This is a genomic window from Humibacter soli (genome assembly GCF_054779035.1).
The window spans coordinates 2,267,867-2,286,538 of record NZ_BAAGYX010000001.1 but is presented as its reverse complement, the minus strand read 5'-3'; the positions used below and the strand labels follow the sequence as shown (position 1 = coordinate 2,286,538).

At 66.1% G+C, this 18,672-nt stretch carries 19 protein-coding genes; 18 read left to right on the top strand and 1 reads right to left on the bottom strand.

Annotated elements, in window-relative coordinates:
- Positions 1-132: 132 nt before the first annotated feature.
- From ACYVDN_RS10610 to ACYVDN_RS10525, 18 genes are all read left to right on the top strand, one after another.
- Positions 133-675: a hypothetical protein gene (locus ACYVDN_RS10610; protein ID WP_460571180.1), complete on the top strand. Its 543-nt coding sequence runs from the start codon at positions 133-135 to the stop codon at positions 673-675.
- Positions 676-893: 218 nt separating this feature from the next.
- Positions 894-1,220 (top strand): hypothetical protein, encoded by a 327-nt coding sequence (locus tag ACYVDN_RS10605; protein WP_460571178.1) that lies wholly within the window; start codon positions 894-896, stop codon positions 1,218-1,220.
- Complete coding sequence (locus ACYVDN_RS10600) at positions 1,204-2,841, top strand: putative T7SS-secreted protein (RefSeq protein WP_460571176.1); 1,638 nt, start codon at positions 1,204-1,206, stop codon at positions 2,839-2,841. The genes ACYVDN_RS10605 and ACYVDN_RS10600 overlap by 17 nt, the downstream gene beginning before the upstream one ends.
- A 37-nt stretch (positions 2,842-2,878) precedes the next feature.
- Positions 2,879-3,472 (top strand): hypothetical protein, encoded by a 594-nt coding sequence (locus tag ACYVDN_RS10595; RefSeq protein WP_460571174.1) that lies wholly within the window; start codon positions 2,879-2,881, stop codon positions 3,470-3,472.
- Positions 3,469-4,098 (top strand): hypothetical protein, encoded by a 630-nt coding sequence (locus tag ACYVDN_RS10590; RefSeq protein WP_460571172.1) that lies wholly within the window; start codon positions 3,469-3,471, stop codon positions 4,096-4,098. The genes ACYVDN_RS10595 and ACYVDN_RS10590 overlap by 4 nt, the downstream gene beginning before the upstream one ends.
- Positions 4,099-4,124: 26 nt before the next feature.
- A complete protein-coding gene (locus tag ACYVDN_RS10585) occupies positions 4,125-4,754 on the top strand; it encodes a DUF3592 domain-containing protein (protein ID WP_460571170.1) in 630 nt (209 codons plus the stop codon).
- 67 nt (positions 4,755-4,821) lie between these two features.
- A complete protein-coding gene (locus tag ACYVDN_RS10580) occupies positions 4,822-5,121 on the top strand; it encodes a WXG100 family type VII secretion target (RefSeq protein WP_460571168.1) in 300 nt (99 codons plus the stop codon).
- Positions 5,122-5,279: 158 nt separating this feature from the next.
- Positions 5,280-5,960: a hypothetical protein gene (locus ACYVDN_RS10575; protein WP_460571166.1), complete on the top strand. Its 681-nt coding sequence runs from the start codon at positions 5,280-5,282 to the stop codon at positions 5,958-5,960.
- Positions 5,953-6,711, top strand: a complete 759-nt coding sequence (locus tag ACYVDN_RS10570; protein WP_460571164.1) for a hypothetical protein — start codon at positions 5,953-5,955, stop codon at positions 6,709-6,711. The genes ACYVDN_RS10575 and ACYVDN_RS10570 overlap by 8 nt, the downstream gene beginning before the upstream one ends.
- A 350-nt stretch (positions 6,712-7,061) precedes the next feature.
- Positions 7,062-7,436, top strand: a complete 375-nt coding sequence (gene rpsL, locus ACYVDN_RS10565; protein ID WP_460571162.1) for a 30S ribosomal protein S12 — start codon at positions 7,062-7,064, stop codon at positions 7,434-7,436.
- Positions 7,436-7,906, top strand: coding sequence for a 30S ribosomal protein S7 (gene rpsG / locus ACYVDN_RS10560; RefSeq protein ID WP_460571160.1), 471 nt, complete (start codon positions 7,436-7,438; stop codon positions 7,904-7,906). The genes rpsL and rpsG overlap by 1 nt, the downstream gene beginning before the upstream one ends.
- A 150-nt stretch (positions 7,907-8,056) precedes the next feature.
- Positions 8,057-10,171 carry an elongation factor G gene (gene fusA / locus ACYVDN_RS10555; RefSeq protein WP_460571158.1) on the top strand — a complete coding sequence of 705 codons (2,115 nt, stop codon included), beginning with the start codon at positions 8,057-8,059 and terminating at the stop codon, positions 10,169-10,171.
- A gap of 189 nt (positions 10,172-10,360) precedes the next feature.
- Positions 10,361-11,554, top strand: coding sequence for an elongation factor Tu (gene tuf / locus ACYVDN_RS10550; RefSeq protein WP_460571156.1), 1,194 nt, complete (start codon positions 10,361-10,363; stop codon positions 11,552-11,554).
- A gap of 278 nt (positions 11,555-11,832) precedes the next feature.
- Positions 11,833-12,372 carry a hypothetical protein gene (locus tag ACYVDN_RS10545; protein ID WP_460571154.1) on the top strand — a complete coding sequence of 180 codons (540 nt, stop codon included), beginning with the start codon at positions 11,833-11,835 and terminating at the stop codon, positions 12,370-12,372.
- A 67-nt stretch (positions 12,373-12,439) separates the two neighbouring features.
- A complete protein-coding gene (locus ACYVDN_RS10540; protein WP_460571152.1) occupies positions 12,440-14,263 on the top strand; it encodes a DUF4012 domain-containing protein in 1,824 nt (607 codons plus the stop codon).
- A gap of 113 nt (positions 14,264-14,376) precedes the next feature.
- On the top strand, positions 14,377-14,658 hold the full coding sequence (locus ACYVDN_RS10535) for an LPXTG cell wall anchor domain-containing protein (RefSeq protein WP_460571150.1): 282 nt from the start codon (positions 14,377-14,379) through the stop codon (positions 14,656-14,658).
- A gap of 286 nt (positions 14,659-14,944) precedes the next feature.
- Entirely contained in the window at positions 14,945-16,447 is a 1,503-nt protein-coding gene (locus ACYVDN_RS10530) for a sugar transferase (RefSeq protein ID WP_460571148.1), read from the top strand.
- A 67-nt stretch (positions 16,448-16,514) separates the two neighbouring features.
- Positions 16,515-17,318 carry a phosphatase PAP2 family protein gene (locus tag ACYVDN_RS10525; RefSeq protein WP_460571146.1) on the top strand — a complete coding sequence of 268 codons (804 nt, stop codon included), beginning with the start codon at positions 16,515-16,517 and terminating at the stop codon, positions 17,316-17,318.
- A 2-nt stretch (positions 17,319-17,320) separates the two neighbouring features.
- Here the strand turns inward: ACYVDN_RS10525 and ACYVDN_RS10520 are convergent, their stop codons facing one another.
- On the bottom strand, positions 17,321-18,592 hold the full coding sequence (locus ACYVDN_RS10520; RefSeq protein WP_460571144.1) for a hypothetical protein: 1,272 nt from the start codon (positions 18,590-18,592) through the stop codon (positions 17,321-17,323).
- Between the last annotated feature and the right edge of the window lie 80 nt (positions 18,593-18,672).

The following is an 18,672-nucleotide window of genomic DNA, read 5'->3' as shown; positions in this document are numbered from 1 at the left end:
GAGACCCCGTGTCAGCAATGCCGAGTCACGCAGACTGCGTGATGCGGCGGTATCCGGGCTGTCTTAGCGTGGCGCTCGGCGGCCACAGGTCGCCGGGTTGTCCAACCACAAGACCATAGGGGGTACCCACCCATGTCCAAGCCCACCACCGTCGCCGTCGCGACGTACAAGGACCGCGACTCAGCGGTGAAGGACTACGAAGCGGTCCGCGAGGCCAAGCACCACGGGCAGTTCGACCACCTGGCCATCGCCGTCGTGGAGAAGGACGCCGACGGCAAGCTCAAGATCGACCGTCACAACACGTCGGCGAAGCACCTGGCATGGGGCGGCGCGATCGTCGGCGCGACCCTCGCGGTTCTGGTTCCGCCGGTGGGCATCACGACCCTCGCGGGCGTCGCGGCTTCCGGTGGCGTGCTCGCCGGGGCCGGCGGCATCATCGGGCACCTCCACCGCAACATCCCCAAGTCGACTGTCGACCAGATGAACGAGCTCATCGAGTCCGGCAACGCAGGCCTGGTCGTCGTCGCGGTCAACCCGAAAGGCAGCGACCTCGGCGAACTGCTCGCCGGTGCGGAGAAGAAGATCGTGACCGACGACATCGAGGGCAACGGCAAGGAAGCGGACGACGCCTTGGACAAGGCGTTCGAGGCCGCCGACGCCGAAGAAGCCGCCTAGTCGCGTCATCCCTGAGCCGGGCACGGCGGACCTCCTCCACGGTCTGTCGTGCCCGGCTCCGTCGTGTCCGCAGTCGTGTCCGCAGTCGTGTCCGCAACCGAGCCCTGCAGGCGGCATGGGGAGTCCTCCCCATCGCCCGGCGCGAACGGCGACCGATACGCTTCCCATGCGCCGGAATCGCGGTCTCCGGCGCGATGGGGAACGAACGAGGGGTTGATGTGAGCGATCTGAAGATCACCGACGGTGTCCTCGACGAGTTGCAGTCCGGGCTGAAGTCGATCGTCGACCAGCTGCGTGACTCCACCCAGTTCTCGGATGACATCGGGAACCTCGTCGGACATGACGGCCTGTCCGGGCACGTGCACGATTTCGCCAGCGACTGGTCAGTGCACCGCGGCAAGATGATCGACGGCACGACGGGCATCCACGACCACGTCGCCGTGATCAACACCGGGTTCACCCAGGCGGACGCCGATCTGGCGAAGGCCTTCGACCAGCCCGCCGCCTCGAACTCGGAAGGGGCTGGGCATGGCAGGGCACAGTGAGCTGGCGCCGCTTCCCGGCGACCCGTCGGCGCTGAAGGCGAAGGCCGACGGCCTGTCGTCGGCGGCAGAACAGATCCAGCAGGCGATCGACCACCTGCGCCAGCTCGCCGATCGGGACCAGACGGTCAGCCTCGCCGTCGATTCCGTTCGCGGCAACGCGAGCGACGTCGCCGACAACATCACCAAGGCGCAGATCCGATACGCGGGAACCGCGAGGGCGCTGCAGGACTACGCACCCAAGCTGGAGAGCGGTCAGCAGCGCGCCCTGCGTGCGATCTCCGCATACAACAGCGCCCAGCAGCAGGTGAGCTCTGCGCAGACGAGCCTCCAGCAACAGCAGGAGCAGTACAACCACGACCAGTCGAGCGCGCCCGCGCCGGCCCCCGGTGCCGAAGCCCCGAAGACCTTCGGTGAGACGCCCGCTGGGAACCGCGCGAGCCAGGCGGTGACGGATGCCAACGGCGCCGTCTCCGATGCGATGAGCGAGTACAACGGTGCGATCGCCGAGATCGACGCCGCCGCACAGGTGGCCATCTCGCAGATCAAGAAGGCGATCAGCGACAGCGGCCTCAACGACGGGTTCTGGGACAAGCTGGGGCACGCGCTGGAGAGTGCGTGGAACGATGCGGTCGCCTGGGCGAAGAAGTACCTGGCGCCCGTGCTGGATGTCATACAGAAGGTGGCAGCGGCGATAGCCGACATCGGCGGATACATCTCGATGGTGCTGAACATCCTCGCGGTCTTCATACCCGTTCTCGCACCGATCGCGGCGGCCGTCGACATCATCGTGCTCGCTGCTGCCGCTGTGTCGTTCATCGCGACGGCCGCCCTGGTCGTGTTGGGGGATCGCACCCTCGGTGACCTGCTCAACACGGGGATCACCCTCGTGATGTCCGCCCTGCCCATCAAGGCGGATGCGGCGGCGCTCAAGGGCGTCAAGGGGCTGGGCGGCTTCAGCAAGGTGGCCGACAAGCTCGCAGCGCACGAGGGTGCACTGGGCAAGACCTTCGGGCTCGTCGAGAAGGCGGGCAACGGCCTGAACAAGTACAGCGGGCTCGAGAAGCTCACGGACTACGTCGGCACGAAGGGCAAGGCGCTCGGCGAGGCATACGGCAAGGGATTCGGCGGTGTCGCCGGAGACGTCAAGGGGTCCGTCGCGGGTGTGAAGGAGTTCATGAGCAGCCGAGCGGGCGGCGACGGCATCTTCAAGTCGCTCGGGAATGCCGGCCAGCAGTTCCGCACGACAGCCGCGGAGACGCTCCAGCACTGGACCGAGCACGGCGCGGAGCAGGGCGAAGCCGCAGCAGTGGGCGCCGTGCGCGGTGTCGTCTCGGTCTCCGCAGGCAACAACCTGGCAGGCGGGGTCGACTACGCCACGCAGAACTGGCTGGCGCCGCACGCGAGCTTCTTCAACCACTTCCAGGAGCACTCGGCGCTGAGCATCACCCCTGTCACTCCGAACCTGTCGCTCGTCGGCTCGCACGGTTTCGACATGGCGGCATCGAGCACCGGTTCGCCCGCCACGCTCGTTCACGGCCTCGGCGACTTGGTCACCAAGGCGCCGGTGGCGGCCTACCACGCGTCGTTCCAGGCCGGGTCGGTCGATCTGAGCAAGCACTAAGCTCGCCGCGGAGACAAGTGAGCGGAACGGGGGCGTCGTGGCGCTGACATACACCTGCGTGATCCAGGGGCAGTGGTTCGAGGTGCCGCGAACGCTCGACGGCTTGGCGGAGATCTCCGACGAGCTCGACTCCCTCGTGGACGGCGAGGCAGCGCGTGCGACGCTCCAGGCCGCAGCTGAGGCCCTCGTTGCCGACGTCGGCAGCACGGATGACGACCCCGACCGTCACACGTGGGGTGGAGTCGGCGAGCGAGAGGTCGGCGCCATCGTGGCGGTCATGACCATTCAAGGCATCAAGCAGCGGGGGCTCGACCTCGACGCCATCCTCGCCGACTGGTCGACGACCGAGTCCGATGGGGGTGTGGATGTCTGGCTACGCGACTACCAGAAGAAGGAGCTATCGGGCAGACCCGCCGTCTCAGGGCACGACATCACCCAGCTTCCCGCCGGCGAGAGCGGGGAGCGCTACCTTCGCGAGACCTACCGCGCGGCGATTGCTGCGCCCGGCCTCTCGACCTTCATCTTCATGGTCATCACGACCGATGATCTGACGGTCTTCGACGACATCACCTCGTACGGTGACACCCTCGCCGACACGTTCGAGTTCGGAAGCGCGAGGGGGGCGGCATGAGCGCGAAGGCGAAAGCACCGGGGGTGCAGATCGTGCTGCCCGGCAGCTGGTGGAACATCCCTGTGCACGACCCGGACGCCTCGAAGCGCGCGATCCACGCCCTCGCGAACCGGGTGACGAATCGCATGGACTCGTTCGCACGGCTCCGCGGCGATCTGCGATCCCAGCTGACCGAGCTCGCCGACAAGGCACGCGAGGGCGGCGCAGACCAGGTGTATCTCGCTCTCGAGATCGTGCCAGGAGCGATGCTTCCCATGTCTCTCGCCGTGTCGTGGCCCGACATCGACGTGCTCGGCTCCACCCCGTCGAAGTCGCAGACGGTGATCGACCTCGTGCGCATCGCCCTCGAGTCGCTGCCGGACGCCGCGGACTACACGGATGTCGAGGCCGCCGAGCTCGGGGGAACGGCCACCCTGCGTCGCTGCAGGACCGTCGAGCATGCGGCAGACGGCGATGTCGGCTCGTACGAGTCGTTGATCGTCGACTACTGGATCGCCGTGCCAGGCACGCAGAACGTGGCGCTTCTCACCTTCTCCACGTCGATCACCGAGGAGCGGGAGCTCGTATTGCAGCTCTTCCGTGTGATGATCGAAACGCTGCGCTGGGCACCGCCCGAGTCGCTGTAGTCGAGAACACCGAGGAGACACCGAGCATGACCGACCGGCCCGAACGCGATCCGCAATCGAGTTCGGAGACGCCCTTCGCGAACCCCGGCTACTCGCAGCAGGACTACGAGGACGGCGCCGCCGGACAGGCATCCGCGACCGCCAAGGCTGCGGCATCCACCGCGGAGAAGGCGAAGCCGAGGAAGCCGGGCCCCGGGTACACGGCATCGATCTTCTGGCTTGTCGTCGGGGTGGCGGTGTTCGCGGTCGGCCTGTTCGTCGGAGTGCTCCCGCAGCTCATCCTGAACTCCCATTCCGCCACCACCACGGCGACCGTGACCGGCTACCACACCTACAACGACAGCGGAAAGGGAAGCTGCGGCGGAACGGGTTACGACCCCGTCGTGGCGTTCACGACGACCGACGGCGGGCACGGCAGTGCGACGCTCACGAATGTCAAGATCTGCGCCGCGCCCTCGAACGGTGCGACGTTCACGATCAGGTACGACACGACCGATCCCGCCAACGCCGAGGTCGACTCGGCGCAGAACTGGACCTTCCCGATCGTCGCGCTCGTGGTCGGCCTGCTGCTGGTGCTGATCGCCCTCGGGATGCTCCGCAGCACTCGGAAAGCCCGGCGTGCGGATGGGGACCACTCCCCATTTCACGCCCCTTGAGCCTGCGATAGCGTCGAGTCAACGAGGTCGGCCTAAGGGGGTTGGCCGGAAGACCAAGGAGAATCTCATGGCGAACATGAACGTCACCTACGGCGACATGACGAGCGCCGCTGGCCGTCTTACCAGCGGCAAGGAAGACCTCGTCTCGAAGCTCAACGAGCTGCAGACCCTGGTGAACCAGCTGGTCGGCGACGGCTTCGTGACGGACTCGGCGTCGGGTGCGTTCCACGATTCGTACACGCAGTTCACGACAGGTGCGACCAATGCGGTCAACGGTCTCGACGGAATGTCGCAGTTCCTCACGAAGGCGGCCGACACCCTGCAGCAGACCGACTCCTCGCTGGCATCCAGCGTCGGCGGACACTAGTCGCCGACCGGTTCTCAGGGGGGAACCACGACACGACACGATGGCCGTGATGCGGACGATGGCTCCGCATCACGGCCATCGTGCATGTGGCGGCGGCACCGCCCTGTGCACGCTCGTCGGTATCGTGCTGTTGGCGTCCGAGTTCGAAAGGCAGCCGAGTGGACTACTCCGTCAACCCGTGGTGGGTGTACGTGCTGGCGGTCGTCGGCACCTTCGCGCTGGTCATCGGTCTTCCGCTTTGGGGCATCGCTGCCGGGTCCCGACGCGCTAGGCGACAAGCGGTGGTCATCCAGAACGGCACGGTGACGGTGACGGACGCCGCGTACGGCGGCACGAAGACCATCCATCGAGAACGCATCGGCACCGTTGTCTACCTGCCGGAGATCGAACGGGCGACGACCCTCACGCCGCTCACGTCCATCCCGCTCGCCGCATCGGATTCGCCGCAGGGGGAGGACTACCGGGCAACGCAGGCTCGCGCCATCGGCAACGGCGCGAACATGTTCGCGACGGGCGGTCTGATCATCCTCGACACCCGCGGTCGCATGGTCGGGCACCTCGCCTACGAGGTCGGCTCCCATGCCCCGCTGGCCACCGTCTGGAAGCAGATCCCCGCGCAGAGCTACGTTCAGGCTCCGACGAAGAAGTCGGGAACGGGATACTCCCGCGCGGCCTTCAAACGGGCGTTCCCGCGCGCGCTGCGCTTCGGCCAGCTGTGGGGCGCTTCACGGTGGACCTGGACCATCCTCGGCCTCGTCTTCATCGCTGCGCCCCTGTTCGCGGCGGTCGTCGCGTTCGTCTGGATCTTCATCGCGGTCTGGATCGACGTCAATGGCTGAGAACGGCGCTGTTCCCGACCCGCACGATGGGCGCGACGCCGTGCCGGCACCCGAGGGGGTGAACCTGCTCGGCACTCCCCAGCGGGTGCGAGAGAACACGGACGCAGCACGACGGCGCTATGCGATAGGCCCGTTCGGCCAGGCTTGGCTGTGGACGATGGGCGCCATCCTGACCATCACCGGCCTGTACAAGCTGATCGCCGGCCCGTTGCTCGCGAAGACGCTGCCCACGACGGACGGCACCGTGCTCGGATGGATCACCATCCCGGCACGCACGATCACCTACGCGCCGAGGATCGGGTACGAGGTCGACGGCAAGGCGTACGAGTTCATCGCCGGCTCGGTGGTGTCCACCCTGACGAACGCGCCGAAGGCGGTCACGGTCAGCTATGTGCCGTTCGATCCTTCGGCGGCCATCTGGAACAGCGGCGAATGGTGGGCGTCCTTCACCGACGTGTATCTGATGGTCACGCTCATCCTCGGGATCATCCTGTTGTGCGTCGCGATCTATCAGCGGCGCATCCGCGACTACTGGGTGGCGAAGAACCCCGGCGCGGGACTCGCCGGTCGGCATGTGCTGATCTGGGCGGGCGTCCTGGTCGCGATCGTGGGCTTCGCGTGGCTGCTCTCCGGCTACCTCTCGCCGGCATCTTGGTTCATTCCGCCAGAGCCGAACGCGATCGCGGCATTCGTCGCCGCGATGGGAACTGGTCTGCTGTCCGCCGGGTTGCACTACCGACGGGTTGCCTGAAGCAGGGACCTACAGGTGATCGCCGCGTCGTGACGCTTCGAGTGCGCGCCGACACTGCTGCCTACGGTGCGAGGGATGCCCGCGACGCGTAGCCGAAGTGCATAGCGCATGGTGCGCCGCGCGTTTGTCGCGACACGCTGCATCGGGTAGGGTAGATGAGGTGTGCGCTCTATGCGCGCCTGAACCGTGCCTTCGGGTCGGTTCGCAACGAACAGGGAGCCTTGCATTCGCGGGCTACCCCCACGGCATACCCACCACAACAAAGAGGTCGCTTTTCTGCGGCATCCGGTGGGTCGCGATGTGAAACAGATCATCAACGCTGTCACCGTGCAGCACAAACAGGAGAAATAGTGCCAACCATTCAGCAGTTGGTCCGCAAGGGCCGCTCGCCGAAGGTCGCGAAGACCAAGGCGCCGGCCCTCAAGGCCAACCCGCAGCAGCGCGGCGTGTGCACCCGCGTGTACACCACCACCCCGAAGAAGCCGAACTCCGCGCTCCGCAAGGTCGCTCGTGTGAAGCTCTCCAACGGCACCGAGGTCACCGCCTACATCCCCGGTGAGGGCCACAACCTGCAGGAGCACTCGATGGTGCTCGTCCGCGGCGGTCGTGTGAAGGACCTCCCCGGCGTGCGCTACAAGATCATCCGCGGCGCGCTCGACACGCAGGCCGTCAAGAACCGCAAGCAGGCTCGTAGCCGCTACGGCGCGAAGATGGAGAAGAAGTAATGCCTCGCAAGGGTCCCGCTCCTAAGCGTCCCGTCGTCGCCGACCCGGTCTACGGTGCACCGGTCGTCAGCCAGCTCGTGAACAAGATCCTGAAGGACGGCAAGAAGTCCCTCGCAGAGCGCATCGTCTACGACGCGCTCGAGGGTGTAGCCACCAAGAACGGTCAGGATGCCGTCGCCACGCTCAAGAAGGCGCTCGACAACGTGCGCCCCACGATCGAGGTCAAGAGCCGCCGCGTCGGTGGTTCGACGTACCAGGTCCCCGTCGAGGTCAAGCCGCACCGCGCGAACACCCTCGCACTGCGCTGGCTCACCAGCTACGCGAAGGCCCGTCGTGAGCGCACGATGACCGAGCGCCTGACCAACGAGATCCTGGATGCCAGCAACGGCCTCGGCGCCGCTGTGAAGCGTCGCGAGGACACGCACAAGATGGCCGAGTCGAACCGCGCCTTCGCCCACTACCGCTGGTAACCACCGCCCTCGATGCCGGAAGAAAAACGGCCCGAAATGCGTTGTGAATAAACGGATGCACGGGGCGGCAGGAAACCCTTCCCCGCCCCGCGCACCGGCCGAAAGTCGCCGGCAGCAAACCCCCTTCAAGAATCCTCCGGAGGAAACCCCGTGGCACAAGACGTGCTCACCGACCTGAACAAGGTCCGCAACATCGGCATCATGGCGCACATCGATGCCGGTAAGACCACGACGACCGAGCGCATCCTGTTCTACACGGGCGTCAACCACAAGATCGGCGAGACGCACGACGGTGCCTCGACCACCGACTGGATGGAGCAGGAGAAGGAGCGCGGCATCACCATCACGTCCGCCGCGGTCACCTGTTTCTGGAACAAGAACCAGATCAACATCATCGACACCCCCGGTCACGTGGACTTCACCGTCGAGGTGGAGCGCTCGCTGCGCATCCTCGACGGTGCTGTCGCCGTGTTCGACGGCAAGGAGGGCGTTGAGCCCCAGTCCGAGACCGTGTGGCGTCAGGCCGACAAGTACAACGTTCCGCGCATCTGCTTCGTCAACAAGATGGACAAGCTGGGCGCAGACTTCTACTTCACCGTCGACACCATCGTGAACCGCCTCGGCGCCAAGCCGCTCGTGCTGCAGCTGCCGATCGGCTCCGAGAACGACTTCGTCGGCGTCGTCGACCTCATCGAGATGCGCGCGCTGGTGTGGCCGGGTGACGCGAAGGGTGACGTCACCATGGGCGCTCACTACGAGATCGAGGAGATCCCGGCCGACCTCAAGGAGAAGGCCGCGGAGTACCGCAACGCCCTCCTGGAGGTCGTTGCGGAGACGAGCGACGAGCTGCTGGAGAAGTTCTTCGGTGGCGAGGAGCTCACGGTCGCCGAGATCAAGGGCGCCATCCGCAAGCTCACGGTGAACAACGAGATCTACCCGGTTCTCTGCGGTTCGGCGTTCAAGAACCGCGGCGTGCAGCCGATGCTGGATGCCGTCGTCGACTTCCTCCCGAGCCCGCTCGACGTGCCCGCAGTTCAGGGACACGACGTGCGCGACCCCGAGAAGGTGCTGGAGCGTCACGCCGACGCCACCGAGCCGTTCTCCGCGCTGGTCTCGAAGATCGCCGTGCACCCCTTCTTCGGTCGTCTGACCTACATCCGCGTCTACTCGGGTCACCTCGACTCCGGCGCGCAGGTCATCAACTCGACCAAGCAGAAGAAGGAGCGCATCGGAAAGATCTTCCAGATGCACGCCAACAAGGAGATCCCGGTCGATTCCGTGACCGCCGGCCACATCTACGCGGTCATCGGTCTGAAGGACACGACGACGGGTGACACCCTGTGCGACCCGCAGCAGCAGATCGTGCTGGAGTCGATGACCTTCCCGGAGCCCGTGCTGAAGGTCGCGATCGAGCCGAAGACCAAGGCCGACCAGGAGAAGCTGGGAACAGCCATCCAGAAGTTGGCAGAAGAGGACCCGACGTTCCGCGTCGAGCAGGACCAGGAGACCGGCCAGACCGTCATCGGCGGTATGGGCGAGCTTCACCTGGACATCCTGGTGGACCGCATGAAGCGCGAGTTCAAGGTCGAGGCGAACGTCGGAAAGCCGCAGGTTGCCTACCGCGAGACGATCCGCAAGACCGTCGAGCGTCACGACTACACCCACAAGAAGCAGACCGGTGGATCCGGTCAGTTCGCGAAGGTGCAGATCGCCCTGGCTCCGCTGGAGATCACCGCAGAGACCACGTACGAGTTCGAGAACAAGGTCACAGGTGGCCGCGTTCCGCGCGAGTACATCCCGTCGGTCGACGCTGGCATCCAGGACGCCATGCAGGTCGGCGTGCTCGCCGGCTACCCGACGGTCGGTGTCAAGGCGACTCTGCTCGACGGTGCGTACCACGAAGTGGACTCCAGCGAGATGGCGTTCAAGATCGCCGGCTCGATGGCGTACAAGGAGGCGGCTCGCAAGGCCAACCCCGTGCTTCTCGAGCCGCTCATGGCGGTCGAGGTGCGCACGCCCGAGGAGTACATGGGCGACGTGATCGGCGACCTGAACTCCCGCCGTGGCCAGATCCAGGCCATGGAGGATGCGCAGGGCGTCAAGGTCGTCCGCGCTCACGTGCCGCTGTCGGAGATGTTCGGCTACATCGGCGACCTGCGTTCGAAGACGTCTGGTCGTGCCGTGTACTCGATGTCGTTCGAGAGCTACGCGGAGGTCCCGAAGGCTGTCGCCGACGAGATCATCCAGAAGAGCAAGGGCGAGTAATCTCCCATGCTCCACAGCTTCGTGACCCTCGCGAGCACAGCTCGCACGGCGCTGGGGTCGCGGCATAGGCACACCGTGCCTTTGCTCCAAGCCCCGTCGCGCCCGTAACATATACAAGATCCCCGTAGAATGTCCGGCCGGTGAACGCCGCCCGCAGCTTCTACACGAGAGTCCTGAGGAGGACCCACAGTGGCTAAGGCCAAGTTCGAGCGGACTAAGCCGCACGTCAACATCGGAACGATCGGACACGTTGACCACGGCAAGACGACGCTCACCGCGGCGATCTCGAAGGTGCTCGCCGACAAGTACCCGTCGAACGTGAACGTCCCCCGTGACTTCGCTTCGATCGACTCCGCTCCTGAGGAGCGTCAGCGCGGTATCACGATCAACATCTCGCACGTCGAGTACGAGACTCCGAAGCGCCACTACGCGCACGTCGACGCCCCGGGTCACGCGGACTACATCAAGAACATGATCACCGGTGCCGCTCAGATGGACGGCGCGATCCTCGTGGTCGCGGCGACCGACGGCCCGATGGCTCAGACCCGTGAGCACGTTCTGCTCGCCAAGCAGGTCGGCGTGCCGTACCTGCTGGTCGCGCTGAACAAGGCCGACATGGTCGACGACGAGGAGATCCTCGAGCTCGTCGAGCTCGAGGTTCGCGACCTCCTGTCGAGCCAGAACTTCGACGGCGACAACGCTCCGGTCATCCGCGTCTCCGGCCTCAAGGCCCTCGAGGGCGACGAGCAGTGGACGCAGTCCATCCTCGACCTCATGGACGCTGTCGACGAGTCCATCCCGGACCCGGTGCGCGACAAGGACAAGCCGTTCCTGATGCCGATCGAGGACGTCTTCACGATCACCGGTCGTGGAACGGTCGTCACGGGCCGCGCCGAGCGTGGCACGCTGAAGATCAACTCCGAGGTCGAGATCGTCGGCATCCGCCCGACGCAGAAGACCACCGTCACGGGTATCGAGATGTTCCACAAGCAGCTCGACGAGGCCTGGGCCGGTGAGAACTGTGGTCTGCTTCTTCGCGGTACCAAGCGCGAGGATGTCGAGCGCGGCCAGGTCGTCGTGAAGCCGGGTTCGGTCACGCCGCACACCGAGTTCGAGGGCACCGCGTACATCCTGTCCAAGGACGAGGGTGGACGCCACAACCCGTTCTACGCGAACTACCGTCCGCAGTTCTACTTCCGTACCACCGACGTCACCGGCGTCATCTCGCTGCCCGAGGGCACCGAGATGGTCATGCCCGGCGACACCACCGACATGACGGTCGAGCTGATCCAGCCCATCGCCATGGAGGAGGGCCTCGGTTTCGCGATCCGTGAGGGTGGCCGCACGGTCGGCGCCGGAACGGTGACCAAGATCATCAAGTGAGTCGGTAGGGCTCGATGCGCGAAGCGCGTTGAGCCCGAACGACTCAGATCGAGTAGGCGGCGGAGCCGCCGTGTCGAGATCTCGTGCAAAGGGGTCGGGCCTTCGGGCTCGGCCCCTTTGTCGTACGCGCGCCGTCTTCTTGCCCCGCCCCGACATTGCTCCTCCACACCCTTCGAGGGCCGCTGTTCATCCCCAGAACGCTCTTCAGGCCAGGGCGAGCGGCACCCACCGACGTAGCGTTGCTCGCGCCCGTCAGACGCGGCAGGCAGAATGGAGGCGTGTACGTGTCCGCTGAGGTGATCGCGATCGTGATCAGCACCGCCACCCTTTTCGTGGGTCTCGGCGGCTCCTTCGCGGCGGCGTTCGCCTGGATTGTGCGGCGCACGGATGCCCAGCACACCGAGCTCAGGCGCGAGGTCAGTGAGCGCATCTCTGGTGTGGAAGTGTCGCTGGAACGCCGCATCAGCGAGCGGATCGCGGGGTCCGAGGCCTCGTTTGATCGTCGGATCGGTGAGCGGCTCGCCGAGTTCGAGTTGTCGCTGGACCGTCGGATCGATGAGCGGATCTCCGGGGTGGAGAGTTCCCTTGGCGAGCGGATCTCCGCGGTGGAGACATCCCTGGGCGAGCGGATGTCTGGGATGGAGCACTCGCTTGGGCAGCGGCTCTCTGCGGTCGAGCACTCGCTCGGGCAGCGGCTCTCTGCGGTCGAGCACTCGCTCGGGCAGCGGCTCTCTGCGGTCGAGCACGAACTCGTCGATGTGAAGATCGCCATCGCGCGCATCGAGGGGCCTCCGCGGCATCTCACGCCCATCCGCTGAGCGTCGTATACCGGGCTCACAGGCGCCGTTCGAGTAACCCTCAAGAATCGTCTGGTTGAATACCCGCATGCCCGAATCCACCCCTGCGTCCGCGCGCTCAGCGAAGCGCACCAGGCGACGCATCGTGTGGTGGTCGGTGGTGGGTGTCGTCGTACTCCTGATCGCATGCGGTGTGTGGGTGGCGGTGCGCGCAGTGCAGGCCAAGTCGGAGCTGCAGGCCGCCCTCCCGCTCGTCGACAAGGTGCAGTCGCAGATCTCCTCCGGCGATGAGACGGGGGCTGCGGCGACGACCAGCACTCTGTCGACGCATCTGCGAGCGGCTCGCGCCGAGACGAGTGATCCGATCTGGAGGGCAGCGGAGCTCATACCGGTTCTCGGCGGCAACCTCACCGCTGTTCGGCAGATCGCGCAAGCGGCATCGGATGTCACGGATCGGTCCATCATCCCTCTGGCCCATCTGGCAGGAACGATCAGCCCGAAGAGCTTCACCCCTGTTGACGGCAAGGTGCCGTTGAAGCCGCTCGTCGAGGCTGCGCCCACCGTCACGAAGGCGAACGCCGCCTTGCAGTCCGATCTCGCCATCGTTCGCGGAATCAACACCTCGGGAACCGTCGGCATGGTGACCGACGCCGTCCACAAGCTGAGGGACGCGCTCGAGAAGGCAGGAGCCGTGACGGATGCCGCGAGCAGGGCTGCTCGCCTCATGCCCGACATGCTCGGGGCCAACGGTCCCCGCGACTACGTGCTCGTCTTCCAGAACAACGCCGAGGCGCGCTCCACGGGCGGCATCGTCGGCGCTCTCGCGCTGCTTCGCGCGCAGGACGGAGCCGTCTCGCTGGTCAGCCAGGCGTCAGCGGCCGATCTGCCGCCTCTGTCGAGCCCTGCTATCCCCCTGTCCGCTGACACGCGCAAGCTGTACGGAGATCTGCCTGGCGAGTTCATCCAAGACGTCACCCTCACTCCGAACTTCCCGACCTCTGCTGAGGCGGTGCGTGCGATGTGGGAGAAGCGGTTCGGTACCAAGGTCGACGGTGTGCTGTCGGTGGATCCGGTCGCGCTGAGCTACCTCCTCGAGGCGACGGGTCCGGTAGACATCGGCGGCGGTGAGCAGCTGACGAGCGACAACGCCGTCAAGGTGCTCCTGAGCGAGTCCTATGCCCGATTCGAGGACCCCAAGCAGCAGGACGCCTTCTTCGCCGCTGCGGCCGCGGCCGTCTTCACGAAGGTCGCCAGCGGCCGGTTTGACCCGAGCGCGATGCTCTCCGCCGTGACGCGCGCGGGAGGCGAGCGACGGGTGCTGCTGTGGAGTGCGAACGCGCGCGAGCAGTCGATCGTCGCCGGGACGACGCTCGCCGGGGGTCTGCCGAAGAGCTCGGCCACCCACGACACGTTCGGGGTCTACCTGAACGACGCCACCGGCGCGAAGATGGACTACTACCTGCACACCGGCGTCGGACTCGGCCGTGCGGAGTGCCGCGCTGACGGTCGCGCGAACTATCTGGTGCGCGTGACGCTCTCCAGCGATGCGCCTGCGGATGCCGCGCAATCCCTGCCGGGGTACGTCACCGGCGCCGGCCTCTCCGGGGTGCCGGCAGGGGACACCTACACGACTGTCGCGGTCTACGCGCCGAAGGGATTCGTGACCGTCGGAGCGACGAGCGGCGGACGCGACGTCACCATCCAGAGGGGAGCAGACGAGGGGCGCAGCGTTGCGCATGTGCTCGTCAAACTCACCCCTGGGAAGACGGCGACCTATGACTTCCAGTTCGTCGGGGCGCCGGCATCGGGGTCGCAGTCGACGACGAGCGCGCTCGGAGCCGTGACGACGCCGGGCGTCTGGCCCACGGATGTGGGCCACGTCGGCTTTGCATGCTCAGACGTGCTGCGCTGATCCCGCGGAAACCTTTGCCCAATACACCCCATCGGGGGAGTGGCGCAAGTAGTTCGGGTCGATAAACTCTTAGCAACCCGAATATGCCTCCCCTACCCGAAGGTTGGCTTCCCATGAAACGCCGCTATTTGGCGTGCCTCGGTGGACTCGGAGTGGTGGCTGCTGTCACGCTCTCCGGGCCTCTCGCTGCGGCCGCCGACAGTTACGTACCCATCGATCCCTGCGAAACATCCTGCAGCAACGTCACGGTGACGGTTCCCGACTCCCCGACCTCAGGACTCGCAGACACCGGTAGTTCCATCTCGTGGCCTCTCATCGGCCTGGCTGGAGCCGCTGTGGTCGTCGGCGGAGGCGCAGTCGTCGTGTCACGACGTCGCGCTCGTCGAGCGAACTGACCCACTGACCAAGGAGCTGTTCGGCTCGTGTCAGCGGCACTGCCCATATGCCCCTAAGTAGGGACATGAGCTTTGCTCACCAATCGATAGAATTCCGTTATTGAGAGTTCCTCGCCTATCCCGGGGCTGAAGTTGGGCCGGCGAGGAACCTCACAGGGCTTCAACCCGCTTACCCGAACCCGAGGTGCCAAGTGGCCTCATCGACTTGGGCCGTGCACAACACCCGAAGTGTGCACCGCCACGATGCGCTGTTCCACCAGGCAATCGCCTGCTGTGAGTGTGAATCATGACCGAACTCGACGATCTCCGATCGGTCGCGCTCGGCCGTCCCCTGCCGCGGGTCAAGACGACCGGTCGCGGTGGCGAGCTGTCGGCGGAACAGCGTTGGAGCCGCAGCTACCGCACCCGTCTGGTCATCAGCGACGCGCTGATCGTCGCAGCATCGGTCGGCGCCGCCTTCGTGCTTCGCTTCGGTTTCAAGAACGATGACCTCGGAGGCCTCGACGAGCTCTACTGGGTGATCGCCTTCGTCGTCGTCGCGACGTGGCTCGTGATGCTGTCTGCGTTCCGTACCCGTGACCCCCGCGTGATCGGCGTTGGGTTCGCCGAATATCGCCGCGTCGTCAGCGCGAGCGCCTTCACCTTCGGAGCGCTCGCCATCGTCTTCCTCGTCGGCAAGATCGAGGTGGCACGCGGGTTCTTCGTGCTCACCCTCCCCATCGGGCTCGTGGCCCTGGCGATCAGCCGGTGGATGTGGCGGCGCTGGCTGTCGAAGCAGCGCACCAATGGCCGCTACCTTTCTCGTGCCCTGGTGGGTGGGTCCGCCAGCGACGTCGCCTATGTCGTCGATCAGCTCAAGCGCAAGACCGGAGCCGCCTATCACGTGGTCGGCGCCGCGATCGATGGCACAGATGCCACCACCGACCCCAACGACCTGGGAACACCGGTCGTCGCCGACCTGTCCAACCTTGCGATGGCGGCCGCGAACCTTCGCGTCGACACCGTGATCCTGGCGGGCCAGCCGAGCGATGACCGCGGTTTCGTTCGAGACCTCAGCTGGCAGCTAGAGGGTGCCGCGACCGACCTGGTGCTTGCCGCAGGACTGACCGATGTGGCCGGCCCGCGCATTCACTTCCGTCCGGTCGAGGGGCTGCCGCTGATCCACGTGGAGATCCCGCAGTTCGACGGAGCGAAGCACGCGCTCAAGCGCGCGCTCGACGTCGTGCTCTCCGGCATGGCGCTCCTGGTGCTCTCACCGCTCTTCCTGGTGCTGGCGGCTCTCGTGCGTCTCGACAGCGCGGGCGGCGCGATCTTCTCGCAGAAGCGGGTCGGTCGAAACGGCGAGACGTTCACGATGTACAAGTTCCGCAGCATGGTGACGACGTCGGAGGCGGAGCTCGCGCAGCTCACCGACGCGAACCAGGGCGCCGGAGTGCTTTTCAAGATGAAGTCCGACCCGAGGGTCACGCGCGTCGGTCGGGTGATCCGCAAGTACTCGCTCGACGAACTGCCCCAGCTCTGGAACGTGTTCGTCGGCAACATGAGCCTCGTGGGGCCTCGGCCTCCGCTGCCTCGTGAGGTCGCGGCCTACGAGAACTACGTTCACCGCAGGCTCTTCATCAAGCCGGGCCTGACGGGAATGTGGCAGATCAACGGGCGCAGCGACCTGAGCTGGGACGAGAGTGTGCGTCTCGACCTGTACTACGTCGAGAACTGGTCACTTACCGGTGACATCATCATTCTGTGGCGCACGGTGAAAGTGCTCGTGCACCCGGTCGGGGCGTACTAGCACGGCACGGGGTTAGTTCCCCTTCGCGGCGAGCCGACAGGAGTCGTCGCCGCAGAAGGGGGAACCGGTGAGCAGATCGGACGTGCGATCGCTGCTTCGGCTGGCGGCGTTCATCGTCGCCCTCGGGGGCACGTACTGGGTGTTCATCCGGGTTCCGTACGGCCGCGCGATCGACGGCGCGTCGTACAGTGCGGCGGCGCACTTCGGGGGTCTTGTCGACGCCGGCAATCTGTTCCGGCTCGTCGTGCCCGTGCTCATCGTCCTCGTCGCGATTGCATTCGGCATCGTGGCCCTGGTCGCGCGACGGTGGGCGGATGCCTTGAGAGCATCCGCGATCGTGGTGGGCTCCTTTCTCCTGGCCGAAGCGTTGAAACTCACACTTCCCGGCCCGACGATGGGTGCGGCAGGTCAGGCAGGCAACACATTCCCGAGCGGCCACGTGGCTGTGGCGGTGTCCGGCGTGATCGCGCTGGCCGTGCTTCTTCCGTGGAGACCGTGGCGCTGGCCCGTCGTGGCACTTGCCACCGTCGCCACGGTCGGCGTGGCGTGGACATCCACGCTGTCCTTCGCCCACCGCCCGAGCGACGTCATCGGAGGCGCGTTGGTCGCTGGAATCATGGCGAGTGCCGTGCTCTGGCGTGGGGTCGCCATAGTCGACAGGAGCCGCATTCTGGCCGTCGTGGTGAGCTGCGCCGTGATGGGCTCCGCGGCGCTCGTCGTCCTCGGTGTTGTGGCGGCTGGGAGGCTGAACGCGGCCGACCCAGATGTGTCTCTGTGGGCGTGGATGCTCGTCAGCGCCGTCGCCGTCATCGCCGCGGTCGTGGTGGCACCAGGGTCTGGGCCCGCGCGCGGCCGGCCCGGCGGGGCTTGAGCTCAGTTGGTGAGAAGGCGCCTGTCTTCGTGGGTTCGATCCTGAGCGCTTTCCTTGAGCCGTGTGACGATCGACTCGAAACTCTGGGCGCGCAGGGTGTCGATGCGGTTTCGCACGACAGCGAGAGACTCTGGGGTCCGCAGCAGCTCGATGACGCGGCGGACCTCCTGTGGGCCGCGGCGCCGAAGTCCTTTGAGGCTCACGATGAGCCCGAGCGCCTCGAGCTGCGAGTACAGGTCGATTCGCTTGTCCCTGCGCATGTTGGGCTCGCCGGAATTCACGCTCCAATCCGCGCCGCCTTCGTCGACCAGGCACACCGCGGGCACGCCCTGCGCCCAAGCATTTATCGCCAGATGGTAGGTGTCGGTCAGCACGACGTCGTAGTTGCTCAGACCGAAGATGAGGTCTCGCAGGCTGGCGGGTGCGGGCGACGGTTTGGGTACACCGCGTAGCGCCGCGACCGACGTGCGCACGAGGTCGGTCCGAGACGGGGCGGCCTCTTCTCGCTCGAGGGCAGGCCACGCTGCGCGGAATCTGCGGCGCGAATCCACGGGCCAGAACGCGGGAGCGGTTCCCCAAGGGATCCAAGTCGCTCGCAGATCCAGGCCTTTCGCGAGCTGCCGCCCGAATGTGGCGACCACCTCGGGTTGCACGGCCGACCGCCCGATGAATACGCCCAATCCGTTGCCGCCATGCTGAATGCCGTCGTGCAGCAGGAAGGCGGCATCGAGAGCCTGCGCCGTTCCTCGCTCCTGGCCCCTGATGCTCCGCGCCACCTGGGCAGAATACGGATCGCGAAGCCACACCCGGTCGGCACCGTCGATGAAGTGCTCGAGATCCCGGCCGTACCGCGATGCGTAGTCCTGCCACGTGTTCATGCTCAGCGTGCTTCCATAGGACAGCACGCGGCCGAGGGCCGGCGCGTCCGAGCCGCGAAGCAGCTGGACGTTCGCGACCAGCTCGTCGGCCTCTTCCTCGGAGCAGAGACCTATCCGCCGCGCGAGCACGTCGGACATGTGGTGCTGGTAGACCGCCATGTGCATGAAGTCGCCCCAGAACACGACCCGATCGGCATTCAGCACCTCGTCGAGGCGTCCGCGCAATGACTGGTAGGTCATTCCGGTGTCCGGATCGAGATAGGTCGTCGACGCCGGCAAAGGAACGTCGCCACGGAACTCGCGCCATTCGCTGACATCCCAGAGGCGCCAGTAGGTCACGTCCGTCAGACCGGCAGCATTCGCGACGTTCGCGAATGCGAGGTCGACCGACGTCATTCCGGGGTTCCGACCATTGGGCGGAGCACAGATGACGTTCACCCTGCGACTGGACGCGGCCATGGTGCTCCCGATCATGA

What these genes read in the sequence shown, in the direction of transcription:
- ACYVDN_RS10530 (WP_460571148.1), top strand. Translation starts at nt 14,945, where the DNA reads ATGACCGAACTCGACGATCTCCGATCGGTCGCGCTCGGCCGTCCCCTG.
- ACYVDN_RS10585 (WP_460571170.1), top strand. Translation starts at nt 4,125, where the DNA reads ATGACCGACCGGCCCGAACGCGATCCGCAATCGAGTTCGGAGACGCCC.
- rpsG (WP_460571160.1), top strand. Translation starts at nt 7,436, where the DNA reads ATGCCTCGCAAGGGTCCCGCTCCTAAGCGTCCCGTCGTCGCCGACCCG.
- ACYVDN_RS10610 (WP_460571180.1), top strand. Translation starts at nt 133, where the DNA reads ATGTCCAAGCCCACCACCGTCGCCGTCGCGACGTACAAGGACCGCGAC.
- ACYVDN_RS10580 (WP_460571168.1), top strand. Translation starts at nt 4,822, where the DNA reads ATGGCGAACATGAACGTCACCTACGGCGACATGACGAGCGCCGCTGGC.
- ACYVDN_RS10600 (WP_460571176.1), top strand. Translation starts at nt 1,204, where the DNA reads ATGGCAGGGCACAGTGAGCTGGCGCCGCTTCCCGGCGACCCGTCGGCG.
- ACYVDN_RS10540 (WP_460571152.1), top strand. Translation starts at nt 12,440, where the DNA reads ATGCCCGAATCCACCCCTGCGTCCGCGCGCTCAGCGAAGCGCACCAGG.
- ACYVDN_RS10535 (WP_460571150.1), top strand. Translation starts at nt 14,377, where the DNA reads ATGAAACGCCGCTATTTGGCGTGCCTCGGTGGACTCGGAGTGGTGGCT.
- ACYVDN_RS10520 (WP_460571144.1), bottom strand. Translation starts at nt 18,592, where the DNA reads ATGACGTCGGTCGACCTCGCATTCGCGAACGTCGCGAATGCTGCCGGT.
- ACYVDN_RS10590 (WP_460571172.1), top strand. Translation starts at nt 3,469, where the DNA reads ATGAGCGCGAAGGCGAAAGCACCGGGGGTGCAGATCGTGCTGCCCGGC.
- ACYVDN_RS10570 (WP_460571164.1), top strand. Translation starts at nt 5,953, where the DNA reads ATGGCTGAGAACGGCGCTGTTCCCGACCCGCACGATGGGCGCGACGCC.